We start from the raw sequence: 15,274 nt of genomic DNA, 5'->3' as shown, positions 1-15,274 counted from the left end.
GATGACGGCGACGGGGCCGGGGATCCAATCGGCGCCCCACCGAGGACCGACGCCCGTGTCCACGTCAGCGGGGCGCCGGGTGGCCTTCGCGCGGTGATGCACTGAACACTCGAGTACAAGATCCTTACCGGCACGTCGACGACTTCGCCTGTGCGAAGCGCTGATAGGCCCTGTATCTATTGCCACTGCGGGGATTTCATGTTTGCGAGTCGCCGAGCGACGGGTTGAGGATGGCTACATGTCGCATGCCACGCTGTCTCTGCGTGAACTCCCTAGGCTACGCACCCGCCACATCGCGCAGATCGGTGGACTGATGCGCCCCGGCACGCACCGTTCCCCTTTGCTGGAATTCGGCGAACGGTTCGTCGTCTCGCCGCCAGGATTTCCGACCATGCTGGTCACTTACGACATGGACGATGTGCGAGGACTGTTCGCCAACCATGACGACTTCTCGGTCGGGCAGGTGCTGAGCCGCTTCTCCAGCCACGACATGATGTTCGGCAAGCAGACGTTGATCTTCCTCGACGGTGACGAACATCGCCGCGAACGTAAGCTGTTCGCACCGCCGTTCCAGAGCAAGGCACTGCGGTCCTACGAGGATCTCATGGTGGAGGTGGTCCAGCGCGAACTGCCGAGTTGGCCTGTCGGTGAACCGTTCGAGTTTCTGAAGGTCGGCTACGACCTGGCCATCGGCGTGCTGCTCGGCGTCGTCTTCGGCGACGTGGCCGCGCCCCGCAAGGACCGGCTGAAACAGGCGGTGAGCCGGTGGTTCGGGGAAATAGAAAGTCGCGGTTTTCTCGCCGTCACCTTGCTCACCCCGCTGGTCGGTGGCTACACGTTGCCCTACCCGCCGCTCATGCGCCGCCAGGCCGAGGTCGACGCCCTCATCATCGAGGAAATCGCCGCGCGCCGGTCCACGCCCGGTGACAGAAACGGCCGGAAGGATGTGCTGTCGCGGTATGTCGGCACAGAACTGGATCAGCACGACGACGCCGCATTGGCCCGCAATATGCGTGGCATCCTGCTCGGCGCCTACGAGACCACCGCGATCACGCTCGGCTGGATCGCCGCCATGCTGGCCGTCCACCCGGCAGCCATGGCCGAACTCGATGCAGCGGTCGACGCAGGCGACTCCGCCCGGCTCGACGCATACCTCGACGCCGTGGTCGCCGAAACAATGCGAATCCGCCCGGTGTCACCGTTCACCGGGCGGCGCGCACTGCGCGACACCGTGGTCAACGGAGTCCACGTCCCCAAGGGGGCCATCGTCATAGTCCCGATTCTCCTCATTCACGAATCACCACGGCATTACCCGGACCCGATGACCTTCCGCCCTGAACGCTTCCTCGACGAGGCGCCGAACGGCCGCACCTGGCTGACCTTCGGCGCCGGCGCGCATCGCTGTCTGGGTGCCCAATTCGCCTTGGCGGAAGCGCGCATCCTCTTCCGCACCATTCTCAAGCATCGTCGCATCGGTGCGGCCACCGGCCCCGTCGAGCCCGCACGTCGCTATCACACCGGCCTCAGCCCCGCCTACAACGCCAGGATAACCCTGCATCCCCGCTGATCAGACCTGTACCGCGGCAGATTGATTCGCCGTCGCCGGAGTCTTCGAGCAACTGGAGTCGTGCAGGTGCCAGCGCGGCCGCGCCATCACCAGAGCACGCTCAGCGGAGAGGCCCTGCTTGTGGTCGACGATCACGAACGATCTGCGGGCCGAAAGACAGCGTAGAAGGTGAACGTCGCCTGCCAGCGCGCCGAGTGAACGTCGATCCAGGTACCGGCGGCGGTCTCGCGCAGCATGACCTCCTGGACCAACTCCCGCTGTAAATCGGTCATCTCTCGATGCGTGGCGCACCCTCCGGATCTCCGGTCGAGCTGCACAGCACCTGCGGATCAGGCCTCAATTTCGGCTGATACCAACATGTTCCGCAGCGACATGGTGTCTCATTGCCATTGATCGGCGGTGTTCTGGATGACCGATGCAACCAGTCAGGAGAGTGCCCGCGTGCCACGTGAAATCGATTCGGCTGTCTTCCCCCATCTGGATGCGGACCTGGACCGGGTCCGTGACGTTCTCGGACCCGTTCGGCTGGAAGGTAGGCCTGAACTGGCGGCGCTCACAGAGGAAGGCCCGGACACCTCGCGTCGCTTGGTCCGTCCCACATTGACCCTATTGTCGTACTACCTGCTCACCGATCCCGCGGCCCCGGCCGACGACCGGGCGGTGCGCGCCGCCGCTGCCGTCGAGTTGCTGCATCTGGGCTCGCTCTACCACGACGACGTCATCGATCACGCATACGAGCGTCGAGGCCGTCCCAGTGCCAATGTGGTGTGGGGTTCGCATATGGCCGTGTTGGGTGGGGACTCCGTGATGCTCACAAGTGTGCGCATGCTGGCCGAACTCGGCGGGCGGGAAATCCTGGCGGGGGCAATCGCCGGTGAGCGGATGTGCGCGGGCATGGTGATCGAGGCCGCCGACCTCTACGTGGCCTCCCGCAGCGAGCAGTCCTACCTGGACGCGATCGACGGCAAGACGGCGGCGGTGCTCTCGCTGGCATGCCGGGTGGGCGCGATGCAGGCCGGCAGGCCCGACGATCAACACGAGGCGTCGGCCCAGTTCGGCCGGTACTTCGGACTGGCCTACCAGCTGTATGACGACATCCTCGATTTGACCTCCACCGCCGAAGAACTGGGTAAGCCCGTCAACGCGGATCTGTCCGCGGGCATTTACACACTGCCCGTGATCCGCGCGGCCGCCCGCGACAGAAGCCTTGCTCGCCTGTTGCAGAGCAGAATGACACTCGAGCAAGCCGCGCGCGCCCGCGAGATCGTCATCTCCTGCGGCGCCGTGGACGAAGCACAAACGGTGGCTGATGAGTTCATGGACCGGGCCGCCGGTCAGCTCGCCAGTCTGCCCGTCGATCCGGGCGCTCGCCACGCGATCACCGCCTACGCCCGGTCCATACTCGACCGGCGAACTCCTGGTCGCGCGGTCCCCCGGCGGTCGACGCAGCCGCCTCGAACCCGCGGCGAAGGGCTTCCGCCGCAGCTCGGGCGATGGTTGCGGAACTGGCTGGTGGACACCGGCCTTGCCGTCTCCTCTACCGAGGCGGACTACCACCGGTGGACGGGGGCGATCCAGATCCCGGCGCAAACATTGGCCCCAGCAGCGAATGCGGCCCGTGAACAGACCGCCTACGGCATGGCCGTGCTGGTCCTCGCCTGGGATGACCTTTTCGAGGATCCGCAGCTGAAGGACCCGGAAGCCGTGACCGCGTTGCGACGTGGCATGGTGGCGACGTTGCGCCAGGACCCGGAGAAACCGTGGCGGCCCGGCGCGATTCCGGCGGCCTGGGCGAGCATATGGCCGCGCCTGCGCGATGGCCGGACCATCCGCTGGCAGAAGCGGTTCCTCGACGGCATCGAGGAGTGGTTCGAAGCCGCCGAACGCGAAGCCCATCATCGCATCAGTGGCTACGTCCCTTCCACGGCCGACTACCTGCCGATGCGGATGTCGACCAGTGGGATCGAAACCGCCATCGCCTGCATGGAGGTGTACCACGACCGGGAACTGCCATCGACGCTGCGCGAACACCCCGTGATCCGCCGTCTCGAGGAACTCGCCTTTTGGGTCACCTTCGTGGAGAACGACCTGGTGGGACTGGATCAGGACGAGGCAGACCGAGTTCCCTACAACCTGGTGCGGGCGGTCCGTCACGAAACCGGCTGCACTCGCGACGAAGCGGCGACCAAGTGCGGCGCCAGGTGGCGGATCAGCGCGCCCAGCTCGAGGCGGTAATCCACTACGTCCCCGCGCTCCTGCGCGTTCTTCCCGGCTTGGCGGGGCAGGGGAAGGACTACGCGGAGATGTATGTGAACATTACGAGCGTGGGGCTCTGGGGGCGTGAGAGCAGCCGGTACACGCAAACCTCCGCTGTCGCAGCGCCGGATCTCGAACGCTTGCGCCGTGAGGTCTACCTCCCGGCCGACGAACCGGCTCCTACGCCGTCGTAAGCTCCACGGCCGGGCAAAGCAGAGTCATGTCCCGTACCTCCACCGTGTGGTCGCGCGGGATGCCTCCTCAGTGCTTCACCGACTGTCCGGACCCCTTCGGGCTCCAGATGCGCATCCATATCGTAGGTCGAAGAGAGGAACGGGTGCGCCTATGGAAAGCGATCAGACCGACGAGGGCGCTCGCGATGAACCAGGCTAGTTGTACGGCGAATCCCGTCAATGGCGTGGCGTCGGAGAAACCGGCTGTGGTCGAAGCCTGCATGGCCCCATAGGAGGGCAGCCAGCGCACGAAATCGCTGTCCGCCCCAGCACTGGCGATGGGGTTCTGTACGGCCATGTCGAAGCAGCTGATCATCGCGATGGCGAACATCCCCTCCACCTCTCGGCGAAGCAGCGCGCCGAAAGCCACACCCAGCGCACCGTATGTCATCGCCGCGCCGAAAAGCGCCGCGGCGAGCATGACAGGCTGCCGCGGCGACCAGTAGCAGCAGATGACCGCCGTGGCGTACACGCAAACCACCACCGAGGCCACCACCAGGCAGGCGATCTTCGCCAAACCCGAAGCGACCCGGGGGTACCCCGCCATCGAGAGGCGCCGGTCGAATGCGCCGCTGCTGAAAGTGGCAGCGAACATCATGAACCCTGTGATCAGCGAGACCGCCATCAGGGCGCCGCTGACCTGAGCGAGCTCGTTACCGTTGGCGCGCAGAACCAGACCGGTGTCTCGAAGCCGGAACGGCACCTCGAGGTCCGTGACGGCCACGCGGACCACGGTGATCAATATGGGAAGGAAGAAGGCCACCAACAGCATGGCGAAACGGTTACGCGCGTGCTCGATGAGACCGTAGCGCGTGGCGATCACGAACAACCGCACACGATCACTCATCCGGCATTCTCCTGTCCGCCTCGTAAGACGCCGTCGCGCAACCGCCACACCTGGTCCAGCTTGTCGGTGTCGTGAGCCAGATGCGAGACCACCAAGACCGACCGGTCGGTGTCACGGAATTCCGCGACCAGATCCCAGAAACGCAGATACGTCTCCCAATCGAAACCCTGATACGGCTCATCCAGCAGCAAGACCTGTGGATCATGCATCACCGCCAGCGTCAGGTTGAGCTTTTGCCGTGTACCGCCGCTGAGCGTCCCGACCCGCTCACCGGCGTACTCCGCGAAACGCAAGATCTCCATGGTCTCCTCCGCGCGGCGCAGGTCCGGGATCGCATAGGCCTCGGCGAAGAAGTCCAGGTGCTGACGCACTGTGAAAGCGTCGTTCAGGATCACCCGCTGAGGGCAGTAACCGAACCGCCCACGGTGGCGGACCCTCCCCCGGTCCGGTCGCAGCTCTCCGGACAAAACCTTCAGCAGCGTCGACTTACCCGCCCCGTTCTCACCGACGATGCCCACCAGCATCCCCGGAGGCAACACTATGTTGATGCCACGCAGCACCGACCGTCTGCCGTACGCGTGGTGGACGTCCTCCACCTCCATCAACGCCCCCGATCCAGTGGCCCGACAGCGGCTCGAATGCTATCAATCGACCACGAAACCCGGTGCCGGAACGCCAATTTCGCGACACCGAACCGTCGCGCGGAAGGTGACCTTCTCCGGCTGTGGTATCCGAGTCCGCATATCCGATCGGCCGCCGGGATGAGTTGCCGCGCAGCCCGACAAACCGGACATTCTCCCAATCGCAAACAGCCGCAACGGTTTTTGGTTCATGCCGGTGTCACCGCAGCGTTGTTTCCGCCGTGATGGTCGGGTTCGCAGCGCCATCTCCCGCGGTGCGCGACTCGAACAACAGCGAGATGGACCAGATCTCGGGTAGCGCGACGTTCACACTGAACTGAGCGCAAGTGCCTTCTCCAGTGATCGCTGGGAACGGCATGCTCGGCGGCGGGTCACGGGCAGCACGCAGAACCAGTCACGGAAAAGGTTGGCTTTGCCGCGATCGTGCACACTTGAGCTACTCGTCCGAGTCGCCACAGAGGGGGAATTCGAATGGACCCGGCCACCATAGTCGCCACCGCGGTCGCGGTCGGCGCCGCCGCCGGTCTCACCGATACTGCCAAGCAATCCGTGACCGACGCGTACGCGGCGTTGAAGGGTCTACTCACCCGCCGCTATCGCGATGTGGATCTAGCACAGGTGGAGGCGGACCCGGACGCCGCCGCCGAACGGGAAGCCCTCGCGGGCGCGCTGGAGGCGTACGGCGCCGCCGATGATCAGGAATTACTCACCACAGCAACAGAACTCATTTCCGCGGCAGCGCGAGCGGACGTGGGAGCCGTCGGCGTCGACCTGGAGATGGTAGAGGCCGCCGCGTTGCGGATCAGCCGCGTCACGGCAACCGGCACCGGTGTGCGGGTGCACGGCGGACGATTCAGCGGTGATATCCACATCGAGGACATCGATGCGGGGGCCGGTGACTCGTCACACCCCGGCTGAGCGCGGCGGCCTCGACCGACGCCCCCGCGCTGACCACCCATATCGTCACTCGGCTCTCCGACGTTCACGCCCGCGACATCTATCTCGCAGCAGGCATTCGCGTGTCGTCTCCGGCTACGAGCGTGGTAGTCGTCGGCCGGATCCCCCGGGAGCCACCACGATTCGTCGTCCGCGACGAGCTGGCACGTCTGCGTCGAGCACTGGAGCGCCCGGCGGCGGCCGTCGTCGTCACCGGACTTCGCGGCGCGGGCAAGACCCACCTGGCGGCCGCTCACGCACGCTCACTGTTCGATTCCGGACAGGGTCTGGTGGGGTGGGTCAATGCCGAAACGCCGGACAGCACACTGTCCGGACTCGCCGATATCGCCCAGCGGCTGGGCGTCGCCGACCCCGACGGCGACTCCGCGGTGTCGGCCCGGCGGTTACGCGATCACCTCTCCGGAGACACCGTCGCGGCGCTATTGGTGTTCGACAACGCCACCGACGCCGACCACCTCCGGGAGCTGTTGCCGACCGGTGGCCGCACGCGCATCGTGATCACCAGCGTCGACCGGTCCTTCGCGGCCTTCGGCGAGGCAGTCGACGTCACCTGTTTCACTCGCCCTGAATCAGTGCGCTACCTCGCCGACTCGACCGGACTCGGCGACGACGGTGCCGATCAGGTCGCCGAGGACCTGGGTGACCTGCCGCTGGCACTGTCCGCCGCCGCGGCGACGATGGTCGGTCGCCGCCTCGGCTACGCGCAGTACCGGCAGCTGCTGCACGACAGCCCATTGCCGACCGTATTGCGGCGCACCGCCGGTCACGACTATCCCCGGTCGGTCGTCCAAGCGATCTCGTTGTGCATCGAAACCACCGAGGGCGTCACCGGCGATTACCAGCTCGCGGCCGACGTCGCCTGGCTTCTGGGTGCGATGGCCATGCTCTCGCCCGGTGGCGTGCACCGATCCCTGCTCGCCACCAGCCCCAGGCGAGTCGACGAGGCACTGGAACGATGTGTGGCCGGTTCCCTGCTGTCCTGGTCGACTTCCGGCGAGGCGCTGATCATGCACCGGCTCGTGGGCCGCGTGCTGCGCGAACGCGGTTCGAATACGCAGTCGATCAGCTTCTTCCGGCGAGCGGCCGCAGCAGTTCGTAATCGGGCTCCTGCCGCGCGGTCCACGGTCGAACTCGTCCGGTCCGCGCTCGCCATCATCATGCGCAATACGTTTCCGCCCTCGCAGGCGTGGGCGCGCCGGAGGGACGGCGCGCATCTCGTCGATCAGATCGACGCGCTGTGGGACACCGAAATGGTGCACGGCAGCACCAGAAAACATGCCGCGGCAATGATCGCCGTTCGCAGATGGGCCGTCGAGCAGCTGACCGAGGCCGCCGACACCGCCAGGGCGCTGACCCTCGCGCAGGATGTCGTCATCTCCAGCGAGCAGATCCTCGGCGGCGAGCATCCCGATACGTTCACTGCCCGATATCTACTGGCCCGGGCCCACGCCGCCTGCGGCAGGCTCGATGAAGCAGCCGCCTGGCTCGAGGCATCCCTGACCGACGCCGGGCAGGTTCTCGGACCCGCCCATCCCGTCACGCTGGCCATGCGCTTTCAACTGGCGGACACGTACCTCCAGGCCGGGTTCCTGGACAAGTCCAAGGCCCTGCACACCGAGAACATCGCGTACAGCCGGCAGGTATTCGGTGCGGACGCGCACCAGACCCTCAACTTTCGCGGCGGGCTCGCTCAGGTCCACGTGTCGGCGGGTCACCTCGCGGACGCGATCGCCATCTTCGAGGATCTCTTGCCCGTCTACCTACGAGTACTCGGTGCCGATCACGTCGATTCGTTCTTCTGCCTGCACAAACTCGCTCGCGCTTACGGGGCGGCAGGACGCACCGACGAAGCCGTCCCGCTCCTGCGGAAGAACCTCGACGACGCCGTGCGGATCTTCGGAGGTGATCATCCCGTCACGCTGGCCTGCCGCAACAACCTCGCCGAGATCTACGACGCCATCGGCCGGGCCGACGACGCCGTCCGTCTCGGCGAAGCAAACCTCGTCGAGCGGCTGCGGGTCCTCGGGCCGGAACACCCGGACACTCTCATAACCCGCCACAACCTCGCCTGTGCCTTGCAGACGGCCGGGCGGCTCGCGGACGCCGTCGCACTTTTCGAAGCGAATATCGCCGATTTTCCCCGGATACTCGGTTCCGACCACCCGATCACCCTGCTCACTCAGGGCGGGCTCGCCATCGCCTACAGCGCGTCCGGACGCTGGGACGAGTCGATCGCCATACAGGAAGCCTCCCTGCGGGATCGCCTCCGGATTCTCGGTCCCGACCATCCCGACACTCTGAAGGCGCGCAACAACCTCGCCGACGCCCTGGGAGTGCGGCAACCAGGACGCGCCATTCCATTGCTGGAGGCCAACGTCTCCGCCAGCGCGCGAGAACTCGGTCTCGACCACCCCGACACCTTGACCTACCGGCACAACCTCGCCGCCGCCTATCACGCGGCAGGCCGCATCGATGACGCCCTCACCAACCACCGAACCACCTTGACCGACCGACTGCGCGTCCTCGGGCCGGACCACCACGCCACCCTCGCCTCTCGCGACAGCCTCGCGGCCGCGTACCGCTCAGCCGGTCATCTCGACACCGCGATCGACTTGTTCAAGACGAATCTCGCCGAGTACCACCGCGCTCTTCCCGGCCATCCACGGCTCCGGAGCACCCGCAACGCGCTTGCCGACACCCTCCGAGCCGCAGGCCGATTCGAGGAAGCCATTCCCTTGTACGAGGCGAACATCGACCAGCAGGAGTTCGGCCCCGACGACTCCCTCACCGGGCGTTCGGTCAACGGACTCGCGCTCGCCTATCACGCGGCAGGCCGATTCGAGGAGGCCGTGCAACTCTTCGAGACAATGTTCGACCAGACGAAGCGAGCCCTCGGCAGCGACCATCCACTGGCTGACGTGGTGCGCGACCATCTTGCCGCGGCCGAGCAGGTAGCCGAGACCCACAGGCGGCACCCTCCGAACCCGCCGGCCTGAGACTCGATTCAGCCCATCCCCTGCGGGGCAGCAAGTCACTAACCAGGAAACGATATGGGAGTGGGTCAGGTGCCGCCCTCGGCGAGCGCTTCGACGTCGCCAACCCCACGCGGCCGTCCGGCCTTGACCCACATCAGATGCAAGCCTGCGGCGAGGAGCAGGGCCACGAGCAGACTGAACACCGGCTCGCCGCGGGCCAGGTTCACCAGCAAGGTGAATCCGACGACGACAACGCCCACGATGTTGAGCATCAGGGAACGGAACCGGCCCTCGCGGTGGGAGAACACTGCCATGGCCACCAGCCCGGCCAGGAAGCTCAGAAACACCGCCACCGCGTAGAACAGGACCAGCCGCTGGTCGTAGCCGCCTGCCGCCACGGTTACAGCCGCGGCGATTCCGGTGAACCACGCCACGCCCCAATACGGTGTGTGGCGGGTGTTCGTGCGGGCGAGCATCGGGGGCAGGATTCCGGTGCTGCGTCCAGCAGCATCGGTGTGCCGAGCCAGAGCTTTCAGCAGGCCCGGACCGGCCTGGAAAGACGAACTCGCCGCGGACAGCAACAACAAGGCCGTCACGAGTTGGAACGCGGCGAACAACGGAGCGGGTGCCGCGATCCGAGCCAGCTCGGCGATCTGCGTGGTGCCCTCGGGCGGGACCCCGACGCGAAGGTGATGGGCTTCCAGGGTCAGTCCCAAAGTTATGGCGCCGACGATGGCGAGTGTCAGCCATAGCGTGACCTTCCCGAAGTACCTGCGGCCCCGATCATCGAGTTGACCGAGCTGGGCGATGGCCGAAGACGGAGCCTCCACACCCGTCGCCAGTGCCATGGCGACAGGGAAGGCCAACACAACCGCCAGCACGGACCGGTGTCCGGCAGTGGTGGTGATGGTGCCGATCGGTTGAGGGTGCGCACCGAGCCCAAACGCCAGGACCGCCATGGAAACGGCGATGAAGGCGATGGTCATCGCACCGAACACCATCCGTCCCGAATGGCCGAACCACGTTGCCGCCCCCACGAGGACAACCAGCGCCAGGGCCAAGACGCTGCGCTCGGGCGCTAGCGCAGGGATGTAGGCGATCATCGCCGAGGCGCCGGCGGAGACGCTGATCGCAATCGTGAGGACGAAATCCACGATCAAGGCCGCGATCGGCACGAACGCCCAACCCTCACCGAAGGCCTCCCCTGTGGCAGCCGATGCCCCACCGCCCTGCGGATACCGCGCGATGAGCTGCTGATAGTTCACGATCACCAACGCGATGACCGCTACCACCAGCGTCATCGCCGGTAGCAACAGACCCAGATCACCATCGAGAGCGCGCAACGCGGCCTCGATCGCATAGGCCACCGACGACACCGGATCGGCCATCACCGCGAAGGCGAATGCGAGTAGCAGGGCCACGCGCGCGTTGAGCGCCACGGCCACGCGGCCTCGGGCAACGCCGGGCTGGGATGTCTCGGGCACGAGATCACTTCCGTCGATCGACGAATACGTATGCCGACCAGACTTCCCGGCGCTCCTGCATCAAGATTCCGTCAAGTCAGCCTGCGAAGCAAGTCACGCCGACGACCACCGCCGCGAACTATCGGTCCGATAGTCCTGTGGCGCTGGACCGACAAGGCGCGCAACGGCCGCAACACTGCGCTCGGTGTGCCGCACGACGGTATCGGCTGCCTGCGGCTCGTCCGAACTGCCCATGTTCGCGACCCGTGGATGCCGACCACTCGCAAGGCGCCCGCCAGCGCACGCGCGCTTCAGCAAACCGCGCTGGTCGCGGCAAAGGCGCAGATAACATGGACTTGAAGAATCCTCGCGGAGGGCTGGGCAATTTTTTACGGAATACATACGGTTTGTGCGATGCGGGATCGAGGTCAGTCGCCTTAGGCTCGCTCATCGTGGTTTCACCGATCGACATCGCCAAGCGAGTTGTGCTCGGACGCCCGTTTCGCAGCGATCGGCTCGGTGAGACGTTGCTGCCGAAGCGACTGGCGCTACCGATTTTCGCCAGCGACCCGCTGTCCTCGGTCGCGTATGCGACGCAGGAGATCCTGCTCATCCTCACCCTCGGTGGGCTCAGCTACCTCTATCTCACACCGTGGGTCGCGGGTGGCGTCGTCGTCCTGCTCGCGGTCGTCACCCTGTCCTACCGCCAAGTGGTGCAGGCCTATCCCTCCGGTGGCGGCTCCTACGAGGTGGTCGCCGAGAACCTGGGGCCGCTTCCCGGGCTGGTCGTGGCGGCGGCACTGCTGGTCGACTACGTGATGACCGTGGCAGTGTCGGTCGCCGCCGGCGTCGACAACGTCATCTCCGCGATCCCCGACCTGAACGCGCATCGCGTGCTGATCAATATCGGGTTCATCGCGTTCCTGACCGCGATGAACCTGCGCGGCGTGCGCGAATCGGGCCGCGCGTTCGCCATCCCCACCTATGGATTCGTCGTCGGTGTACTGGTGATGATCGTGGTAGGTCTGGGTCAGGCGCTGCTCGGACATGCACCGGTCGCCGAGAGTGCGCACTACGAAATCCGCGCCGAGCACGTCGGTCTCAGCGCCGCGGCGATCGCTTTCCTGGCTCTGCGAGCGTTCTCGTCCGGCTGTACGGCGTTGACGGGTGCCGAGGCGATCTCCAACGGTGTGCCCGCGTTCCGGAAACCGAAAGCGCTCAACGCGGCCCGCACCATGTCCGCCATGGGCCTGATCGCTATCACCATGTTCTCGGGCGTGACCGTCCTCGCCATGATCTCCCACACCCGCGTCACCGAGAACACCTGCGATCTGATCGGGTTCCAGGGCAACTGCGAGACCGACGCCCAGAAGACCGTGATCGCACAAATCGCGGCCGCGGTGTTCGGTGGCCACAGCCTCCCGTTCTACTACCTGATGGTGACGACGGCGCTCATCCTCATTCTGGCCGCGAACACCGCCTACAATGGCTTCCCGCTCCTGAATTCGATTCTGGCCCAGCACCGATACATGCCGCGGCAGTTGCACACGCGCGGTGATCGGCTGGCATTCTCCAACGGCATCATCCTGCTCGCGGTGGTCGCGGGCGGCCTCGTCTACGCCTTCGATGCCGAGACGACCCGCCTGATCCAGCTCTACATCGTCGGTGTCTTCACCTCGTTCACACTCTGTCAGGCAGGCATGGTGCGGCATTGGAATCGCGAACTCGCGACTGCGACGACAACTGCCGACAAGCGCCGCATCCACCAGGGCCGGCTGATCAACGCGTTCGGCGCGGTCTTCACCGGGGTCGTCTTGGTGGTCGTCATGGTCACCAAGTTCGCCCACGGCGCCTATCTCGTGGTTTTCGCCATGCCGGTGCTGGTACTGATCATGTGGCTGATCAACCGCCACTACAACACCGTTCGCACCGAACTGGCTGTCGACGAGGACAGCATCGAGACCCTGCCCAGCCGGGTGCACGCCCTGGTGTTGGTCTCCGGCTGGCACAAGCCGACCCAGCGCGCCGTCCAATTCGCACGGGCCACCCGCCCGGACACGCTCACCGCCATCACCGTCAACGTCGATGACACCGATACCCGCCTGTTGCATCAAGACTGGGACAAACACAACGTCAGCATCCCGCTCAAGGTGATCGAGTCGCCGTATCGGGAGATCACCCGCCCCGTCCTCGACTACATCAAACGACTACGCAAGGACCATCCCCGCGACGTCGTCGCTGTCTATATCCCCGAATACGTGGTCGGTCACTGGTGGGAGAATTTCCTGCACAACCAGAGCTCGCTTCGCCTGAAGGCACGCTTGCTCTTCGAACCGGGGGTGATGGTCACCAGCGTCCCGTGGCAGCTACGCTCCTCACGCTCGCGTGACCTGTCGAAAATCGAACACTCCCCCGGCGAAATCCGCCGAGGCATCACGCACGTCCCATGACGAGGCGGCGCGGTGCACCAGTGCAGGTACTGCTAGAGGTGCGTGGACAGGGCTGGGGAGGTTCTTCGTCGAACGCCCTTCCGGCCGTGCGGTGGCGATCAGACCGGGAAGGTGACTCCGGTCAGTTCCTCGGAGACCGTCCACAAACGTTGCTGAATCGCCATGTCATGTGATTGGTCGCTCGATTCGACGATCTTCGGGTAGCCGCGGGTCTCCAGGAATCCGCCCGGCCCGTAGTACTCACCGCCCAGCACGCCGGGATCGGTGGCCGCGCGGAGGACCGGCAAGGCCCCCATCGCGGGGCTTTGCGTGACGATGGGCGCGATGACAGGCACGAGCGCACGCAGCGCAGTGGGCATGTTGCGCATGAGGTCGGTGTTCGCGGCACCGGGGTGTGCCGCGACCGCGATCGTTTTGCCGTTGCCGGACAGACGACGTTGCAGTTCGTAGGTGAACATCAGATTCGCCAGCTTGGACCGGCCGTAGGCCGCCACCCGGTTGTAGGACCGTTCGCCTTGCAGATCGTCGAAGTCGATTCGCGCCCGGATTCGATGTCCGACACTGCTGACCGTGACCACCCGCGAGCCCGGCACCGGCAGCATTCTGTCCAGCAGCAGCCCGGTGAGCGCGAAGTGTCCCAGATGATTGGTCCCGAATTGCAGCTCGAACCCGTCGCTGGTGGTCTGTCTCGGCGGGTACATCACCCCGGCGTTGTTGATCAAGAGGTCGATCGTGGCGTGAGCGGATTTCAGCTGTTCGGCAGCAGTCCGTACAGATGCCAGCGAGGTCAGATCCAGCTGCTGGATGGTGGTGTCCGCGCCGGGAACCGCACCGGCGATACGGTCTGCGGCGTGTTTGCCCTTGTCGACATCCCGAACCGCCAACACCACCGACGCACCGTGCGCCGCGAGCGCTCGGGCCGTCTCGAACCCCAGCCCGCTGTTGGCGCCGGTGACGACCGCTAGTCGTCCCTTCTGGGCTGGTATGTCTTGCTCGGTCCACCTGTTCGCCATTTTTCCTCCCAACGATCGGTCGGTCCGTCGCATTGTCCGACGAGCCCGGCGGGGGTGGGACTCACACTCACACCGTCGCGCTCCCGCCGCGGTTGCGCAAGAGGGTGGCGAGACATCGATCGGGAGGTCCTTGCGTGGCCGACGACGGTCATGGCGTCGCAGGTGTGCGATGGCCTGAAAGATCCGCCGGATGCGATCACCACCGTGTGGCAGCACACCTGCGTGCGCAACACATTCCGGTATACCCGCCGGTCTCGCGGCGGCCCGGGCCTGGCTCCGGTGCCCAGCGGTTTACCTATTGAGGGAGAATACGGACGTGAGCGACGCACCGGAATCCTTGCCAGGGCCCAGCCGGAAGGGGTTCGACGAGCTGGACCGGTCGCGCGGAAAACAGGACGAAGGGATGAAGGCTGTGGAGACTCCCGGAGCGGGAGACGGCACGTCGAAAGTCACCCGACTACCACGTCGCCCGCGGCGCGTGGCAGAAGAGGCCGGCGAACGTTTCCATAAGACTCGGCGCTCGGACGGTGGCTCCGTCTATGATCCTGCACCGACCAAGCCCGTACTGCGATCGGAACTGCAGCGGGAGACAGGGTGGTGGCCGGTCGACCCCGGCGCGGCGCGGCACCCCGCTCCGAAGGATGATCCGGGCAGTGCCGAGCCTGATGCCAGTGTCATCGATCTCGACGCGTTGCGGCGGAAACGAGCTGGTGAAGATGCTCCGGCCGCCGGTATTCGGCGCATGGTCAAACCGCGCCGAGTGGGAAAAAGCGCAAGCGAGAGAGCAGGCACCGAAGGCCAGCCCGACAGTGGTCGCAACGGCGACCCCGACCAGGTCGACGGACCTGCTGGCCCACGCTGAACTCTTCCTT

11 protein-coding genes are annotated in these 15,274 nt (G+C 65.7%); 6 read left to right on the top strand and 5 right to left on the bottom strand.

The window, feature by feature from the left end; genetic code table 11:
- Nucleotides 1–238: 238 nt before the first annotated feature.
- Entirely contained in the window at nucleotides 239–1,567 is a 1,329-nt protein-coding gene (locus ACIA5H_RS32865) for a cytochrome P450 (protein ID WP_397079733.1), read from the top strand.
- 131 nt (nucleotides 1,568–1,698) lie between these two features.
- Here ACIA5H_RS32865 and ACIA5H_RS32860 read toward each other — a convergent pair whose 3' ends face one another.
- On the bottom strand, nucleotides 1,699–1,839 hold the full coding sequence (locus tag ACIA5H_RS32860; protein WP_397079731.1) for a hypothetical protein: 141 nt from the start codon (nucleotides 1,837–1,839) through the stop codon (nucleotides 1,699–1,701).
- Between the two features lie 169 nt (nucleotides 1,840–2,008).
- Here ACIA5H_RS32860 and ACIA5H_RS32855 point away from each other — a divergent pair, with 169 nt between their 5' ends.
- Entirely contained in the window at nucleotides 2,009–3,802 is a 1,794-nt protein-coding gene (locus tag ACIA5H_RS32855; RefSeq protein ID WP_397079729.1) for a polyprenyl synthetase family protein, read from the top strand.
- A gap of 282 nt (nucleotides 3,803–4,084) precedes the next feature.
- Here the strand turns inward: ACIA5H_RS32855 and ACIA5H_RS32850 are convergent, their stop codons facing one another.
- Nucleotides 4,085–4,891 carry a hypothetical protein gene (locus ACIA5H_RS32850; protein WP_397079727.1) on the bottom strand — a complete coding sequence of 269 codons (807 nt, stop codon included), beginning with the start codon at nucleotides 4,889–4,891 and terminating at the stop codon, nucleotides 4,085–4,087.
- Between the two features lie 8 nt (nucleotides 4,892–4,899).
- A complete protein-coding gene (locus ACIA5H_RS32845; RefSeq protein ID WP_397079765.1) occupies nucleotides 4,900–5,505 on the bottom strand; it encodes an ABC transporter ATP-binding protein in 606 nt (201 codons plus the stop codon).
- 510 nt (nucleotides 5,506–6,015) lie between these two features.
- Between ACIA5H_RS32845 and ACIA5H_RS32840 the strand changes: the two genes are divergently transcribed.
- Together ACIA5H_RS32840 and ACIA5H_RS32835 are read left to right on the top strand one after the other, a co-directional pair.
- Complete coding sequence (locus tag ACIA5H_RS32840) at nucleotides 6,016–6,462, top strand: hypothetical protein (protein ID WP_379252288.1); 447 nt, start codon at nucleotides 6,016–6,018, stop codon at nucleotides 6,460–6,462.
- A 101-nt stretch (nucleotides 6,463–6,563) separates the two neighbouring features.
- Complete coding sequence (locus ACIA5H_RS32835; protein ID WP_397079724.1) at nucleotides 6,564–9,497, top strand: tetratricopeptide repeat protein; 2,934 nt, start codon at nucleotides 6,564–6,566, stop codon at nucleotides 9,495–9,497.
- A gap of 65 nt (nucleotides 9,498–9,562) precedes the next feature.
- Here ACIA5H_RS32835 and ACIA5H_RS32830 read toward each other — a convergent pair whose 3' ends face one another.
- Nucleotides 9,563–10,960 carry an amino acid permease gene (locus ACIA5H_RS32830; RefSeq protein WP_397079722.1) on the bottom strand — a complete coding sequence of 466 codons (1,398 nt, stop codon included), beginning with the start codon at nucleotides 10,958–10,960 and terminating at the stop codon, nucleotides 9,563–9,565.
- Nucleotides 10,961–11,391: 431 nt separating this feature from the next.
- On the opposite strand from ACIA5H_RS32830, the gene ACIA5H_RS32825 reads away from it, so the two are divergent.
- Entirely contained in the window at nucleotides 11,392–13,389 is a 1,998-nt protein-coding gene (locus ACIA5H_RS32825) for an APC family permease (RefSeq protein WP_364425396.1), read from the top strand.
- Between the two features lie 98 nt (nucleotides 13,390–13,487).
- On the opposite strand, the gene ACIA5H_RS32820 is transcribed toward ACIA5H_RS32825, so the two are convergent.
- Nucleotides 13,488–14,402, bottom strand: coding sequence for an SDR family NAD(P)-dependent oxidoreductase (locus ACIA5H_RS32820; protein ID WP_397079720.1), 915 nt, complete (start codon nucleotides 14,400–14,402; stop codon nucleotides 13,488–13,490).
- A 316-nt stretch (nucleotides 14,403–14,718) separates the two neighbouring features.
- Between ACIA5H_RS32820 and ACIA5H_RS32815 the strand changes: the two genes are divergently transcribed.
- Nucleotides 14,719–15,264 (top strand): hypothetical protein, encoded by a 546-nt coding sequence (locus tag ACIA5H_RS32815; protein WP_379252284.1) that lies wholly within the window; start codon nucleotides 14,719–14,721, stop codon nucleotides 15,262–15,264.
- Nucleotides 15,265–15,274 lie beyond the last annotated feature (10 nt).

The sequence above is a fragment of the Nocardia sp. NPDC051900 genome (genome assembly GCF_044452545.1).
In the GTDB taxonomy this organism is placed as follows: Bacteria; Actinomycetota; Actinomycetes; order Mycobacteriales; family Mycobacteriaceae; genus Nocardia; species Nocardia sichangensis.
This window is presented reverse-complemented; position numbering and strand designations above follow the sequence as displayed.